General features: G+C 67.1%; 13 protein-coding genes. 7 read left to right on the top strand and 6 right to left on the bottom strand.

The window, feature by feature from the left end; genetic code table 11:
* Nucleotides 1-37 precede the first annotated feature (37 nt).
* Nucleotides 38-490: a universal stress protein gene (locus LOY33_RS21135; RefSeq protein WP_043860981.1), complete on the bottom strand. Its 453-nt coding sequence runs from the start codon at nucleotides 488-490 to the stop codon at nucleotides 38-40.
* 170 nt (nucleotides 491-660) lie between these two features.
* Between LOY33_RS21135 and LOY33_RS21130 the strand changes: the two genes are divergently transcribed.
* The 5 genes from LOY33_RS21130 (at nucleotide 661) to LOY33_RS21110 (ending at nucleotide 6,771) form a co-directional block, all read left to right on the top strand.
* Complete coding sequence (locus LOY33_RS21130) at nucleotides 661-1,572, top strand: LysR family transcriptional regulator (RefSeq protein ID WP_043860982.1); 912 nt, start codon at nucleotides 661-663, stop codon at nucleotides 1,570-1,572.
* 191 nt (nucleotides 1,573-1,763) lie between these two features.
* Nucleotides 1,764-3,317 (top strand): MFS transporter, encoded by a 1,554-nt coding sequence (locus LOY33_RS21125; protein ID WP_043860983.1) that lies wholly within the window; start codon nucleotides 1,764-1,766, stop codon nucleotides 3,315-3,317.
* 20 nt (nucleotides 3,318-3,337) lie between these two features.
* Nucleotides 3,338-4,414, top strand: a complete 1,077-nt coding sequence (locus LOY33_RS21120) for an HlyD family secretion protein (RefSeq protein ID WP_043860984.1) — start codon at nucleotides 3,338-3,340, stop codon at nucleotides 4,412-4,414.
* Nucleotides 4,411-5,901, top strand: coding sequence for an efflux transporter outer membrane subunit (locus LOY33_RS21115; RefSeq protein WP_258659975.1), 1,491 nt, complete (start codon nucleotides 4,411-4,413; stop codon nucleotides 5,899-5,901). Before LOY33_RS21120 ends, LOY33_RS21115 begins: the two co-directional genes overlap by 4 nt.
* Before the next feature lie 75 nt (nucleotides 5,902-5,976).
* The gene (locus tag LOY33_RS21110; RefSeq protein WP_043860986.1) at nucleotides 5,977-6,771 is read left to right on the top strand and encodes an SDR family NAD(P)-dependent oxidoreductase; all 795 of its coding nucleotides are present in this window, start codon (nucleotides 5,977-5,979) and stop codon (nucleotides 6,769-6,771) included.
* Between the two features lie 45 nt (nucleotides 6,772-6,816).
* Here the strand turns inward: LOY33_RS21110 and LOY33_RS21105 are convergent, their stop codons facing one another.
* The 4 genes from LOY33_RS21105 to LOY33_RS21090 form a co-directional block, all read right to left on the bottom strand.
* Complete coding sequence (locus LOY33_RS21105; RefSeq protein ID WP_258659974.1) at nucleotides 6,817-8,508, bottom strand: alpha-keto acid decarboxylase family protein; 1,692 nt, start codon at nucleotides 8,506-8,508, stop codon at nucleotides 6,817-6,819.
* Nucleotides 8,509-8,548: 40 nt separating this feature from the next.
* Nucleotides 8,549-9,910: a phenylacetate--CoA ligase PaaK gene (paaK, locus tag LOY33_RS21100; RefSeq protein ID WP_100633482.1), complete on the bottom strand. Its 1,362-nt coding sequence runs from the start codon at nucleotides 9,908-9,910 to the stop codon at nucleotides 8,549-8,551.
* Nucleotides 9,911-10,022: 112 nt separating this feature from the next.
* The gene (locus LOY33_RS21095) at nucleotides 10,023-11,165 is read right to left on the bottom strand and encodes an acyl-CoA dehydrogenase family protein (protein ID WP_078479507.1); all 1,143 of its coding nucleotides are present in this window, start codon (nucleotides 11,163-11,165) and stop codon (nucleotides 10,023-10,025) included.
* Between the two features lie 71 nt (nucleotides 11,166-11,236).
* Nucleotides 11,237-11,650: a thioesterase family protein gene (locus LOY33_RS21090; RefSeq protein ID WP_043860990.1), complete on the bottom strand. Its 414-nt coding sequence runs from the start codon at nucleotides 11,648-11,650 to the stop codon at nucleotides 11,237-11,239.
* 465 nt (nucleotides 11,651-12,115) lie between these two features.
* Between LOY33_RS21090 and LOY33_RS21085 the strand changes: the two genes are divergently transcribed.
* Nucleotides 12,116-12,856 (top strand): SDR family NAD(P)-dependent oxidoreductase, encoded by a 741-nt coding sequence (locus LOY33_RS21085; RefSeq protein WP_258659972.1) that lies wholly within the window; start codon nucleotides 12,116-12,118, stop codon nucleotides 12,854-12,856.
* 45 nt (nucleotides 12,857-12,901) lie between these two features.
* Nucleotides 12,902-13,807, top strand: coding sequence for a CoA ester lyase (locus LOY33_RS21080; RefSeq protein ID WP_043860993.1), 906 nt, complete (start codon nucleotides 12,902-12,904; stop codon nucleotides 13,805-13,807).
* On the opposite strand, the gene LOY33_RS21075 is transcribed toward LOY33_RS21080, so the two are convergent.
* On the bottom strand, nucleotides 13,796-14,464 hold the full coding sequence (locus tag LOY33_RS21075) for a TetR/AcrR family transcriptional regulator (RefSeq protein WP_052504232.1): 669 nt from the start codon (nucleotides 14,462-14,464) through the stop codon (nucleotides 13,796-13,798). The genes LOY33_RS21080 and LOY33_RS21075 overlap by 12 nt on opposite strands.
* Between the last annotated feature and the right edge of the window lie 17 nt (nucleotides 14,465-14,481).

Below are 14,481 nucleotides of genomic sequence, written 5' to 3'. Positions count from 1 at the left end.
CGTGTAGTCTCGTTCAAGGGGTGAGTGCAAGGGGGCGTCAGAGATGACGCGCATCGACCAGTACCGGGCAACCGGCCTTGTCGATGACTTTGCTGCTGATCGAGGGGTCGAACATGCGGTCCAGCCGCGACAGGTGGCGGTGGCCCATCACGATCAGGTCGCTGCCCAGGCGCTTGGCCTCGGCGACGATGCTCGACACCGGGTCGCCATTGACCAGGTTGCCTTCGGTCTGGAAGCCGCGTTCGCGCAGGTGGGTCACCGCCTGCAGCATGCTCATGTCGGCCACCTGCTGTTCATGGCTGGCCGCCGGGTATTCGGTTTCGTCCTGCGGGCTGATGTGGCCGTCCTGTTCGGGCAGCGCGTAGGCACGGTCGACCGCCAGCAGCACATGCAGGCGATGACGGGTCTGCTCGCAGAACGTGCTGACGGTTTCCAGGATGCCGTGGCTGCGTGGCGAGCCATCGATGGCGATCAAAACGACGCTGTACATGGGGCAGGGTCCACTCACTGTGCAAAGAGCAGCATTCTTGAAAAAAGCATGCGGCGCGGTAAATGGTGCAGCGTGCAATGACTAGTTGCGCCACATGCAGGGGCTGTGAGCGCGGCGGAAACTGTTAAGCTTTGCCCCGGACTCAACGAAGCAATGAATGGATGCTTGCCATGCACTTTCCAGATATGAATTTGCTGGTCGCGCTGGATGCGCTGCTCGATGAAGGCAGTGTGGTCGGCGCGGCGCGGCGGATGAACCTGAGCCCCGCGGCCATGAGCCGTACCCTGACGCGCATTCGCCATGCGGTGGGTGACCCGATTCTGGTGCGCGCCGGCCGCGGCCTGGTGCCCACGCCCAAGGCCATGGCCCTGCGCAGTCAGGTGCGCAGTGTGGTGGAGCAGGCCAACCAGGTGTTCAGTTCCAGTGACGAGGTCGACCTGCAGAGTCTGGAACGGGCCTTCAACCTGCGCGCCAACGATGTGTTCATCGCGCCCTTTGCCGCGCCCCTGCTGGAAACCATGCGCGAACAGGCGCCGCACACGGTGCTGCGCTTCGTGCCCGAAGGCGAGGGCGGCGACGAGGACGCCGCACTGCGCGACGGGCGCCTGGACCTGTACATCAGTGCCACGCGCAACCTCGGTCCCGAGATCAAGGTGCAGAGCCTGTTCTCCACCACTTTCGTCGGCCTGGCGCGGGTCGATCACCCGATCTTCGATGACGAGATCACCCCCGAGCGCTTCGCCGGCTACGAGCAGATCAGCGTGTCGCGCCGTGGTCGCGCCGCCGGCCCGATCGATGCGGCGCTGGCCGGCATGGGCCTGCAGCGGCGCGTGGCGCTGATCACCCCGAGCTTTCATTCGGCGATGTTCTCGCTGCCCGACTCCGAGTTGCTGCTGGCGCTGCCCGAGCACGTGCTGATGAGCGTGGCCCGGCTCGGCCTGCCGCTGCGCTCGTTCCGCATCCCGATGGCGCTGGAGGCGGTGACCATCATGCAGGCCTGGCACCCGCGCTTCGACAACGACCCCGCCCACCGCTGGTTGCGCCAGACCCTCAAGGAATGTTGCTCCAGGCACTACGCCTGAGCCCGGGGCAGGCACGCGTTATCGACGGCTTTTGTGGATTGCGTTTGACGCAGCAATAAACTGCGAATATGTCAGTTTTCGTCATCTATTGGCCTCCATAGACTTGCCGGGTACTTAACTACCCGGAGTCCTCCTGCCATGTGTGTGCCTTTTTTCTGCCGTGCTTCAGCGCCTGTGGGCGGGGGCCGGCCATGACGTCGCTGGCGGCCCAGGCGCCCTTGGGGGCCACCCCGGCGCCCGCTGCGGCGCCTGCCAAACCGGCCGCCCCGGCTGCCTTCGGCCTGCGTATCGTGGTGGGCCTGGTCGGCGTGCTGCTGGCGGTGCTGTGCGCCGGCCTCAACGAGATGGTCACCAAGATGGCCCTGGCCGACATCCGTGGCGGGATGCACATCGGCGCCGACGAAGGGGCCTGGCTGGTGGCGCTGTACTCGGCCACCTCGGTGTCGGCCATGGCCTTTGCGCCCTGGTGCTCGGTGACCTTCTCGCTGCGCCGCTTCACCCTGTGTGCCATCGGCGCCTTTGCCGTACTGGGGCTGCTCTGCCCGTTTGCACCCAACCTCGAAAGCCTGATGCTGCTGCGCACCCTGCAAGGCCTTGCCGGGGGCGCGCTGCCGCCGATGCTGATGAGCGTGGCGCTGCGCTTTCTGCCCCCCGGCATCAAGCTCTACGGCCTGGCCGGCTACGCCCTGACCGCGACCTTCGGGCCGAGCCTGGGCCTGCCGCTGGCGGGCATGTGGACCGAGTATGTCGGCTGGCAGTGGGCGTTCTGGCAGATCATCCTGCCCTCGCTGGTGGCCATGGGCTGCGTGGCCTGGGGCCTGCCGCAGGACCCGTTGCGCCTGGAGCGCTTCAAGCAGTTCGACTGGCGCGGCCTGTTGCTGGGGCTGCCGGCCATCTGCTCGATCGTGATCGGCCTGTCCCAGGGCGACCGCATGGGCTGGTTCAACTCGCCGCTGATCTGCTGGCTGCTGGGCGGCGGGGTGGTGCTGCTGGTGCTGTTCATGATCAACGAATGGTCGCACCCGTTGCCGTTCTTCAAGCTGCAGATGCTGCGCAACCGCAACCTGACCCACGCCCTGATCACCCTGGGCGGGGTGCTGGTGGTGCTGTCGGCCGTGATCATCATCCCCACCAACTACCTGGCCCAGGTCCAGGGCTATCGGCCCGTGCACAGCGGCCCGGTGATGCTGCTGGTGGCGCTGCCGCAACTGCTGGCGCTGCCGCTGACCGCGGCGCTGTGCAACATCCGCGCGGTGGACTGCCGCTGGGTGCTGGCCATCGGCCTGGGCATGCTCGCCATGTCATGCCTGGGCGGCACGCAGATCACCTCGCAGTGGGTGCGCGAAAACTTCTATGTGCTGCAACTGTTCCAGATCTTCGGCCAGCCGATGGCGGTGATCCCGCTGCTGATGCTCGCCACCGGCGGCATGACCCCGCAGGACGGCCCGTTCGCTTCGGCCTGGTTCAACACCATCAAGGGCCTGGCTTCGGTGGTGGCTGCCGGGGTGCTGGAGGCCCTGACCACGGTGCGCCGGCATTTCCACTCCAACATGCTGGTGGACAACCTGGGCAACTCGCCGCTGGCTGCCAGCGATGCGCCGGGGCTGGCCAGGCGCATCCATGAGCAGGCCGTGGTGCTGACCTCGGCCGACCTTTACCTGTGCATGGCGCTGCTGGCACTGGCGCTGATCGTGCTGATTCCCTTTGTGCCTACCCGGATCTACCCGCCGCGTGCAGTGGCCTAGTCCCGTCGAGAGAGAAAGACATGACCTCAAGTAAAACTTCCAGACTCACCCTGATCGCCGTGGCGGTGATCGTCGTCGCCGGCCTGGCCTATGTGGCGCTGCCCGCGCTGTTCGGCAGCGGCGGCACGCAGTCCACCAACGATGCGTACGTCACGGCCGACTACACCGTGGTGGCGCCCAAGGTGTCGGGCTTCATCAAGGCGGTCCACGTCGAGGACAACCAGCAGGTCAAGGCCGGCCAGGTGCTGGCGCAGATCGACGACCGCGACTTCCAGGCGGCGCTGGCCGCCGCCGACGCGCAGTTGCTGATGTCCCGCGCGCAGTACCAGAACGCCCGCGCCACCCTCGAACGCCAGGCTTCGCTGATTGCCCAGGCCCAGGCCACGGTGGCTGCCGACGAGGCGGCGCTGGCGTTCGCCAACCATGAACTGACCCGTCACACCCGCCTGGCCGAGCAGGGCGCCGGCACCGTGCAGAACGCCCAGCAGGCGCGCAGCCGGGTCGATCAGGCCCAGGCACGCCTGGCCAACACCCGTGCGGCGCTGGCCGCGGCACGCAAGCAGGTGGACATTCTCACCGCGCAGGTGGAGGCAGCCCAGGGCGGCCTCAAGCATGCCGAGGCCGCGCTGGACCGTGCCCGCCTGGACCTGTCCTACACGCAGATCGTCGCACCCATCGACGGCATGGTCGGCGAGCGCGCCGTGCGCGTGGGCGCCTACGTCAACCCGGGCGCACGGCTGCTCTCGGTGGTGCCGCTGGCGCAGGCCTACGTGGTCGGCAACTTTCAGGAAACCCAGCTGACCCACGTGCAGCCAGGCCAGGCAGTGCTGGTGAGCGTGGATACCTTTGCCGGTGAACAGCTGCGCGGCCATGTGCAGAGCGTGGCCCCGGCCACCGGCCTGACCTTTGCCGCAGTCAAGCCGGACAACGCCACCGGCAACTTCACCAAGGTGGTGCAGCGCATCCCGGTGAAGATCGTGCTCGACGCCGACCAGCCATTGCTCAGCCGCCTGCGCGTGGGCATGTCGGTGATCGCCAAAATTGATACCCAGAGCCCGGCCAGGGCCCAGGCCGGCAACGAGGTCAGCGCTCGATGAACTTCGCACAGGCTACTTCGCCCTTGCTGCTGGGCGCCACGCTGACCCTCGGCGCCTGCAGCCTGGGCCCCGATTTCGAAGCGCCGCGCTCCACCGCGCCGTCGGCCTGGCCGCCCCTGCAGGACAAGGCCGGCCCCAGCCAGCCCGAGGCGACACCGCTGCAGGCGCGCTGGTGGGAGCAGTTCAACGATGCGCAGCTGTCGTCACTGGTGCAGCGCGCGGTCGAACGCAACCTGGACCTGCAGGTGGCCACCGCCCGGCTGATGCAGAGCCGTGCGTTGCGCAGCAGCATTGCCTCCGAGCAGTACCCGTCGGTCGACCTGAACGGCAACTACAGCCGCGCCCGCAACAGCGAGGATGGCCTCAACGACCCGTCCGGCAAGAACGGCAAGTCGGCCTTCAACCTGTGGCAGGGCGACTTCACCGCTGCCTGGGAACTGGACCTGTGGGGCCGGGTGCGGCGTGAGGTGGAGGCCGCCGACGCCAGCGTCGAGGTGGCCGAAAACGACCGCCAGGGCGTGCTGCTGTCGTTGCTGGCCGAGACCGCCCACGACTATATCCAGCTGCGTGCGGTGCAGAGCACCCTGGCGGTGATCCGCGAGAACCTCGACGTGTCGCGCCACAGCCTGCGCCTGTCGCAGATGCGCCTGAACGATGGCGTGGCGACCAACCTCGACGTGGCCCAGGCCAAGGCGCAGGTGGCGTCCATCGAGGCGCGCCTGCCCACCCTGGAAGACCGCCAGGCGCAACTGATCAACGCCCTGAGCCTGCTGCTGGCCGAACCGCCACGCAGCCTGCAGAACGAACTGCTGCAACCGGCACCGATGCCGCAGACCGCGCAGCGCTTTGCCATGGGCCTGCCCTCAGAACTGGCCGAGCGGCGCCCCGACATCCGCCAGGCACAGGCGCAACTGCACGCCGCCACGGCCAGCATCGGGGTGGCCAAGGCCAACTTCTATCCGAGCATCCGCCTGTCGGGCAGCGCGGGGTTCCAGTCGCTGCAACTGTCGGACTTCGGCAACTGGAGTTCGCGCCGGTTTGCCATCGGCCCGCAGTTGAGCCTGCCGATCTTCGAAGGCGGGCGCCTGACCGGCGTGCTCAAGCTGCGCGAGGCGCAGCAGCAGGAAGCGGCTGTGCAGTACCAGCAGGTGGTGCTGCGCGCCTGGCACGAGATCGACGATGTGCTGCGCCTGTACAACGCCAGCCAGCTGCGCCGCGACCTGCTCGACGAAGCGGTGCGCCAGAGCCGGGTGGCGCTGGACACCGCGCGCAACCAGTACGTGGAGGGCGCGGTCGACTTCCTCAACGTGCTGACCGTGCAGAGCGCCTTGCTGGCCAACCAGGAGCAGTGGGTCGAAAGCTCGGCGGCGGTGTCGCTGGCCATGGTCGGCCTGTACAAATCCCTGGGCGGGGGCTGGCAGTCATTTGCCCCACCGGCCCAGGCCAGCGCTGAACTCGATCGAGGGCAGCGGTCAAAGCACCCATGAGGCCTGCGCCGGCCGTGCCCCGGCACGGCCGGCGCCGTGCCGGGGTTCACATGTCATCCAGAAAAGGACGCAGGTATGAATATTTCCTTGCACGGCAAGCGTGCGATCGTCAGCGGCTCCACCGCCGGTATCGGCTTTGCCATTGCCCACGGGCTGGCCGAGGCCGGTGCCGAGGTGGTGGTCAACGGGCGCACCAAGGCCCGTGTCACGCGCGCCGTCGAACAGATCCAGCGCAAGTTGCCGGGGGCCAAGGTCAAGGGCATTGCGGCCGACCTGGGCACGGCCGAGGGGGCGGACATCCTGTTTGCCAAGGAGCCGGAAACCGACATCCTGGTCAACAACCTGGGCATCTTCGAGCCCAAGGGCTTCTTCGAGATCAGCGACGAGGACTGGCAGCGCTTCTTCGAGGTCAACGTGATGAGCGCGGTGCGCCTGTCGCGCCATTACGCCAAGGGCATGGCCACGCGCGAGTGGGGCCGGGTGCTGTTCCTGTCGAGTGAATCGGCGCTGCAGATCCCGACCGAGATGGTGCACTACGGCACCACCAAGACCGCTCTGCTGGCGATTTCCCGCGGGCTGGCCGAGACCCTGGCCGGTACCGGCGTGACCGTCAATGCGGTGCTGCCGGGCCCGACCCGCTCCGAAGGCGTGGGCGGCTACTTCAGCCAGATGGCCAGGGAGCAGGGGGTGGACAGCGAGACGCTGGAGGCCCGGTTCATTGCCGAGCACCGCCCCAGCTCGGTCATCAAGCGTCTGGCCACGGTCGAGGAGGTCGCCAACATGGTGGTCTACCTGGCCTCGCGCCAGGCCAGCGCCACCACCGGCGCAGCCCTGCGCGTGGATGGCGGCGTGGTTCGTTCCATCGCCTGATGCACCCTGCCGCGCCCGGGCGAGCGACTCGCCTGGGCGCGGCCTTCAGCCGGCAATCGCCGGCAGGCTGGCCGGTTGCAGCCCGTAGTCGAACTCGGCGAACAGCCGGGCAAAGCGCTTGAGCGATTCGGGCGCGTCCATGCGTTCCATCACCACTTCGATGAACACCAGCGTGTCGGCCTGTGCGGCCTGGGCCAGCGCATCTTCGAGCTGGTCCTCGGTGTGCACGGTGAAGCTGCGCGAGCGCTCGCGGGTGTCCAGCACGCTGGCCAGTTGCGCATAGCGCCAGGGGTTCACGTCGTTGTAGCTGGCATGCTCGCCCAGGATCAGCCGTTCGATGGTGTAGCCATCGTTGTTGATCAGGAAGATCACCGGCTTGAGGTTGTGCGCCAGAATCGTCGACAGCTCCTGCACGGTCATCTGCAACGAGCCGTCGCCGATGAACAGCAGTTGGCGGCGTGTCGGTGCGGCCAGCAGGCTGCCCAGCAGCGCGGGCAGGGTGTAGCCGATCGAACCCCAGATCGGCTGGGTGATGCAGGTTGCCCCGGTCGGCAGGCGCAGGCCGCTGATGCCCGCCGACGAGGTACCGCTTTCGGCGATGACCAGGTCGTCGGCTTCGATCAGGTGGCCGATGCGCTGCCAGAAGCGCAGCTGGCTCAGCGGCTTGCCCGACAGCGCGGCGAACGCCGGGCTGGCACTGAACGGCGGGATGCGCTGGGCGCGGCGCTCGCGTGCCAGCGCCTGTTGGCCCAGCGCCTGGAGCACCTGGCCCAGGCTCACGGCGGTGTAGTGCTGCCTGGCGATCGAGGCCGCGTAGGCGTGCAGCTGGATCAGCGCGCCGTCCATGAAGCTGTGGGAGAACAGCGCGGTGCTGGTGTCGGTGAAGCGTGCGCCAAGGCTGATCACGCAGTCGGATTGCTCCAGTGCCGCACGCACGCCGGGCGCGGAGCCGGCACCGGCGTAGGTGCCGAGGAACAGCGGGTGCGACTCGGGCAGCATGGCCTTGGCCGGCGGCAGGCAGGCGAAGGGCAGGTCGAAGCGCTCGATCAGCTCGAGCACCTGGGGCACCAGGCCAAAGCGCGCCACGTCCATGTCCACCAGCAGCACCGGCGAGCTGGCGGCATCCAGGCGTGCCACCAGCGCCCGTACCACCGCCTGCAGTTGCCCCGGCTCGCTGCGCGGCTCGCTCAGTTGCAGCGGCGTGTCGGGCACCTCGATCGGCAGGGTGGCCAGGTCGCTGGGCAGTTGCAGGTACACCGGGCGGCGTTCGCGGTAGCAGGTCTGCAATACGCGGTCGATTTCCATGGCGGCGTTTTCCACGGTGATGCGCGCCTGGGCCCCGGTGAACTGGCGCAGGGTCACCATGATGTTGTCGTAGTTGCCGTCGCCCAGGGTGTGGTGCATCAGGGCCCGGTCGATGATCGCGTGCAGCGGCGGCATGCCCGACACCATGATCACCGGCACCCGCTCGGCATAGGCGCCGGCGATGCCGTTGAGTGCACTGAGGTCGCCCACCCCGTAAGTGGTCAGCACCGCACCGAAGCCCTGGGTGCGGGCGTAGCCGTCGGCCGCGTAGGCCGCGTTGAGTTCGTTGCAGTTGCCGATGAAGTCGAGCGTGGGCAGCGCCTCGACCTGTTCGAGCAGGGTCAGGTTGTAGTCGCCGGGCACGCCGAACAGGTGGCGGATGCCGAATTCCTGAAGGCGGCGCAGCAGAAAATCGCCAATGGTCATGTCCATGAGTAGGGGAGCCTCGTGATCCTTGAGAGAGGGTGCGCCGCTAGGGCTGGCGGCGCAGGTCGATGACGTTGCCGGCCTTGCCTTCGGAACGCTTGAGGGTGTGGCACGGGTGCAGCTGGATGTGGGTGCTGATGCCCACGTGCACCTTGATCTGGTGGCTCAGCTGCTGGCAGGCGGCCTGTTGCTGCTGGGCGCTCAGGCCGCTGTGTTCCGGGCGCAGCTCGACGTGTACGGCCAGCACGTCGAGGTTGCCCTGGCGGCTGACATGCAACTGGTACACCGGGCTGAACATCAGCAGCTTGAGCAGTTGCTCCTCGATCTGGCTGGGGAACACGTTGACCCCGCGGATGATCAGCATGTCGTCGCTGCGCCCGGTGATGCGGTCGATGCGGCGCATGGCGCGACCGTTGCCGGGCAACAGGCGGGTGAGGTCGCGGGTGCGGTAGCGCACCATCGGCAGCGCTTCCTTGCTCAGGGTGGTCAGCACCAGTTCGCCGAACTGCCCGTCGGGCAGCACCGCGCCGGTGACCGGGTCGATGATCTCGGGGTAGAAGTGGTCTTCCCAGAGTGTCGGGCCGTCCTGGGTGTCGAGGTGCTCCATGGCCACCCCCGGGCCCATCACTTCCGACAGGCCGTAGATGTCCAGGGCCTTGATGCCCAGGCGCTGTTCCAGCTCGCCGCGCATCTGTCCGCCCCACGGCTCGGCACCGAAGATCCCGGCGCGCAGCGACAGCGACTGCGGGTCGATGCCCTGGCGTTCGATCTCTTCGGCGATGTTGAGCATGTAGGACGGCGTCACCATGATGATGTCCGGCTGGAAGTCCTTGAGCAGCTGCACCTGGCGTGCGGTCTGCCCGCCCGACATCGGGATCACCGTGCAGCCCAGTTTCTCGGCGCCGTAGTGTGCGCCCAGGCCGCCGGTGAACAGGCCGTAGCCATAGGCGATATGGATGCGGTCGCCGCGCCGCCCGCCCGCAGCGCGGATCGAGCGCGCCACCAGCGAGGCCCACACGTCGATATCGTTGCGCGTGTAGCCGACCACGGTGGGCTGGCCGGTGGTGCCGCTGGAGGCATGCAGGCGCAGCACCTGGTCCATCGGCACGGCGAACAGGCCAAAGGGGTAGTGGTCGCGCAACTGTGCCTTGCTGGTCAGCGGGAAGTGCGCCAGGTCGTCGAGGTGCTTGAGGTCGTAGGGGTGCACGTCCAGTGCATGGAACTGCTCGCGGTACCAGGCCACATGGGTATAGGCATGCAGCAGGGTCTGGCGCAGGCGCAGCAATTGGTGCTGGCGCAACTCGTCGAGGCCGGCCTGTTCCAGGTGGTCATCGAACGGTTGGGCGAAGGGCACCGGGGCCAGGGCGGCGACAGGGCTTGCGTGCAGTAAAGTCGATTCGATCGGCATCGGGTCTGTTCTCTACCAGGAAGGGGTGGTCAAGGGCGCCCACGCTCGCGCTGCCATGCCCGCGCGCCGGGTGGGGCCGGGCGCGCAGGTGGCAGGGGCGGGCGCTGCGGGGTCAGCCGGCCTGGGTCAGGCGCAGCAGCTGGTTGAAGATGTTCTTCTGGTGCATCTCTTCGGTGCCGCCCACGCTGGCAAAGCCCAGCGCGTCCTTGACCAGGGTGGCGATGTCGCCTTCGTGGTAGCCCAGGCTGCCGTACAGCTTGAGCAGGCTGATGGCGCTGTGGATGAAGTCCTGCGCGGCGCCGAGCTTGGCGATCGAGCAGCTCATCAGCGCCTGGGGGTCGTTGCCCAGCAGCTGGTCGAGCGCGGCGTACACCATCCAGCGGTTGCGCTCCATGCCCATGGCGATGTCCACCAGGCGCTTCTGCACGTACTGGTGGGTGTCGATGGCGCTGTTGAAGCTCTGGCGGTTGGCCGCGTAGTGCATGGCCTCGGCCAGGAACGGCGTGGGCAGGTTGGCCGCTACCAGGCCGTAGTACGCACGCCCCAGCGAGATGATCCTAATCAGTTGCTGCAGGCCGCGGCCCGGCTCGCCCAGTACCTGTTCGGCCGGCACCGGCAGGTTGTCGAAGTGCAGCGGGCCGGTGGGCAGGTGCTTGTTGCCCAGCTTGTCGTCCGGCTCGCCACGGGTCAGGCCGGGGGTGTCCTTGTCGATGATCACCAGGGCGATGTTGTGCTTGGAGTCGGTGGCCAGGCGGGTCACGATCAGCAGGAAGTCGGCCACCGGTGCATGGGCGATGTTGAACTTGCTGCCGGTCAGCCGGTAGCCGTCCGCGCACGGGGTCAGCAGGCTGTGGATACTGCGCACGTCGGTGCCGGTGCCCGGTTCGGCGATGCCGGTGGCGCTCAGCGCGCCGGCCAGGATCGCGCTCAGGTAGCGGTCCTTCTGGGCGTCGCTGCCGTAGAGCATCAGGGCACGGACCATGCCGGCCTGGGCAATCACCGACAGCAGCAGCTCGGGCGTGCGGATCGACGAGGCCAGGCCTTCCAGCGCGGCACTGAAGCCCCACCAGTCTTCACCCAGGCCGCCGTATTCGAGCGGGATGACCAGCTTCCACAGGCCCGCGTCGCACAGGCGCTGCCAGCCGTAGTGATCGAAACCGGGGGCGGCGCTGCGCCGCGCCTCGGCCAGTTCCACGCCGATGGCGCGGTAGGTCGACAGCAGCGCGAGCTGCTGTGGAGTCCAGGAGAGTTTCATTGAGCGTACCTTTGCAGTCGGTTCGCCGGGGCGCCTGAGCGTCGGCGAACGGTTCGTCCCTGAGCGCCGGCTCAGCCTTCCTGGAAAGCCAGGACCTGATCCTTGAATGCCTGGGGCACAGGCACGGTGGCCTGTTTGTCGTAGTCGAACATCACGTGGTACGACTTGGCCCTGGCCACCACCTCGTGGGTATCGTCCTGGCGGCGCATGGTGTGCTCGATCTCGAAACTTTTGGTGCCGAATTTCACCACGGCGCTGCTGACCACCAGGGTTTCGCCGTACATGGCCTGCTTGAGGTAGTCGCACTCGCTGCGCACCATGATGTGCGGCAGTTTTTCGCTCTTTGGCAGTTGCAGCAGGTGGTGCATGTAGCAGAGGTAGGCATGTTGCATGTAGTCATAATAGATGGGGCTGCTTACATGGCCCATCGAGTCGGTGTCGCGGTATTTGATTTCAATGACGGTCTCAAAGCCTTTCTGGCTCATGGTGCACTTCCTTTTGTTTGTTCTGTTTGAAGTTGGCGAAATGTTCTTGAAACTTCTCGGCAACTTGTTCGGTCCCTTGAAAGTGGGTTTCAAGTTGTTTCAAATGCTAGGCAAGTTGAACTTGCAAGGCTACTCGCGTTTGTTTGCAGGGAACTCGCTTTCGCGCTGCAGCGCTTGTCTGTCGTGGGGTTGCTGGCTGCTGGTTGTACGCCATGGTTCGTTTGTGGGGGCGGCCTTGAGGGTGGCGTTGAATTGCTCGCATTTCGCCGCCGACAACGAACTTTGGTCATGAATATTTAATATTCCTGGCAATGCGAGCAATCCACGGCGGGTACACGGGCACGGCTCTTGTGTGTGGGGTTTTTAATGCGAGTAGTTGTTCGGCAGGCATTCTTTTAGCATGGCCGCCACTCAGGCGCCGTTGTTGTAGCGGCCCTGTATCGCCATTCAGGGAGTGCAGTGTTCATGACCAATCAAGACAGGGTGGCGGTGGTCACCGGTGCGGCCAGCGGTATTGGCGCGGCGACCGCCCTGCAGCTGGCACGGGAGGGTTTTCAGGTGGCGTGCCTGGACCGTGACGAAGGCGGCCTGGATCGCACCCTGCATACGCTGGGCCCAGGCCATCGGCCGTTCGCCCTGGACCTGTGCGATGAACAGGCAGTGGCCGCGGTGTTCGCCGAAATCGCCCGGTGGCGCGGGCGCATCGATGGCCTGGCCACCTGCGCCGGGGTGGTCGACACCACGGCATTCGACGACCTGAGCGTGGCGCGCCTGCGCCAGTTGCTGGAGGTCAACCTGCTTGCCACCTTCAGCGTGGTGCAGCACAGCGTGCCCTTGATGCGCGCCGGCGGGCATATCTGCACCGTGGCCAGCGTCGCCGGCATTCGCGGCGGTGGCCTGGCCGGCACGCTCGGCTACGCCACCAGCAAGGGCGCGGTAATCACTCTGAGCAAGGGCCTGGCGCGCGAACTGGGCCCGCGCGGGCTGACCGTCAATTGCGTTGCCCCGGCGGTGATCCGCACGCCGATGCTCGATGACACCACGCGCGTCGCCGGCAAGCTCGAACAGCTGCACGGCATGACCGCCTTGCGCCGCGAGGGCCGTGCCGAGGAAGCCGCCGAGGTGATCGCCTGGCTGCTGTCGGGCAAGGCCTCGTTCGTCAGCGGCACCACCATCGCCGTGGACGGCGGCCTGGCGATGCTCTGAGGCGCTTTCTTTTCTTCCTTTTCTTCTCTGTACAGGACGTCAACCATGGCAGTTTCCAAGGACAACCCACTGGCGCTTTGCCGCACCTTTTTCTTCATTCCCGGCGCCGACGAGCGCGCGTTGCTGGCGGCACTCGACGGCGATGGCGACGTGCTGGTGCAGGAGCTGGAGGACTTCACCCCACCGGCGCGACGCCCCGAGGCGCGTGCACTGGCGGTGGATATCCTGCAGCGCTGGCGCGCCTGCGGGCGGGTCAGTGCGGTGCGCATCAACCCGTTTGAAACCTGTGGCCACGAGGACCTGGCGGCAGTGATGGCTGGCCGCCCGCAGGTGGTGATGATGTCCAAGGTCGAGCGCCGCGAGCAGATGATCGAGCTGGACCAGTTGATCACCGAGCTTGAGGGGCGCCATGGCATCGCTGCCGGCAGCACGTTGATCGTGCCGAACATCGAGACCGCGCTGGGCGTGGTGCGCGCCATCGAGATCGCCGCCGCCAGCCCGCGTATCAAGGCGATGCTGGTGGCCACCGAGGACATGGTGGCCGACCTGGGCGCCGGGCGCAGCCGCGCCGGCACCGAGCTGTATTACCCGCGCTCGCGCTTTCTGCTCGAATGCGCGGCGGCGGGGGTGCTGGCCATCGACTCGCCCTACACCTTTGCCGACGCGCAGGGTGCCGAAGCCGACATGCAGTTCGCCCGCTCCATCGGCTACCAGGCCAAGGGTGTGGTCAACCCGGCGCACGTGGCGGTCGCCAATCGCTACCTCACCCCCGCTGACGCGGACGCCGAACTGGCGCGCCGGCAGGTGGCGGCGTTCGAGGCGGCTGCCCAGGGCGGCAACGTGCGTGCCGAAGTCGATGGCCTGGTGGTGGAAGTGCCCAGCTACCTGCAGGCGCTGCGCTTGCTGGAGCGTTACGAGCAGTTGCAGGCGCGCCAGGCGCTACGCCGCTGAGCTGTGCGGCTGCGCGCGGGCGCGGGCGGTGGCGAGCGGCATGGCTGGCGGGAGGCACAACAGCCCGATCAGCGAGCTGCTGATCGCATCCTCGATCTGCGCCTGGCTCATCTGCGGCGAGTCGAGGATGTAGGCCTTGACCATCGAGGTGATCACCTGCGCCGCCAGCCAGGCGGCCAGGTGCAGGTTGCTGTGAGCCAGCGTGGCCCGCCAGCGGTCCAGCAGGCGCTCGATGGACAGGGTGATGCGGGCCTTGTGCTGCAGGTCGTCGACGCTGCGGCTCAGGTTGGCCAGGTCGGTGTCGAGCAGCCGGTGCAGCTCCGGTTCCTGCTGGTGCAGGTGCAGCAGGGCTTGCACCAGCAGCCTGAGGTGGGCCGGCAGGTCGGCCACCTCGTGGGCGCCGGCGACCTCCAGAATCACCCGGTTCATGGCCTGCGCATGGCGCTCATGCAACGCCGCGATCAATGCATCCTTGTTCGGGAAGTACTGATAGACCGAGCCCACGCTGACCCCGGCGCGCTGGGCCACCAGGTTGGTGTTGGTGCCCTGGTAGCCATGCTTGACCACCACCTTGGCGGTGGAGGTGAGGATGGTTTCGACCATCATCCGCGAGCGGGCCTGGGTGGGGATCTTGCGCGGAAGGTTAAGGTGTTTCACGAATGTCTCCAGAAAGG

The organism is Pseudomonas sp. B21-036, from assembly GCF_024748925.1.
GTDB classification, from domain to species: Bacteria; Pseudomonadota; Gammaproteobacteria; order Pseudomonadales; family Pseudomonadaceae; genus Aquipseudomonas; species Aquipseudomonas palmensis.
Note: the sequence above shows the minus strand (reverse complement) of the source record. Positions and strands in the feature narration are given on the sequence as shown.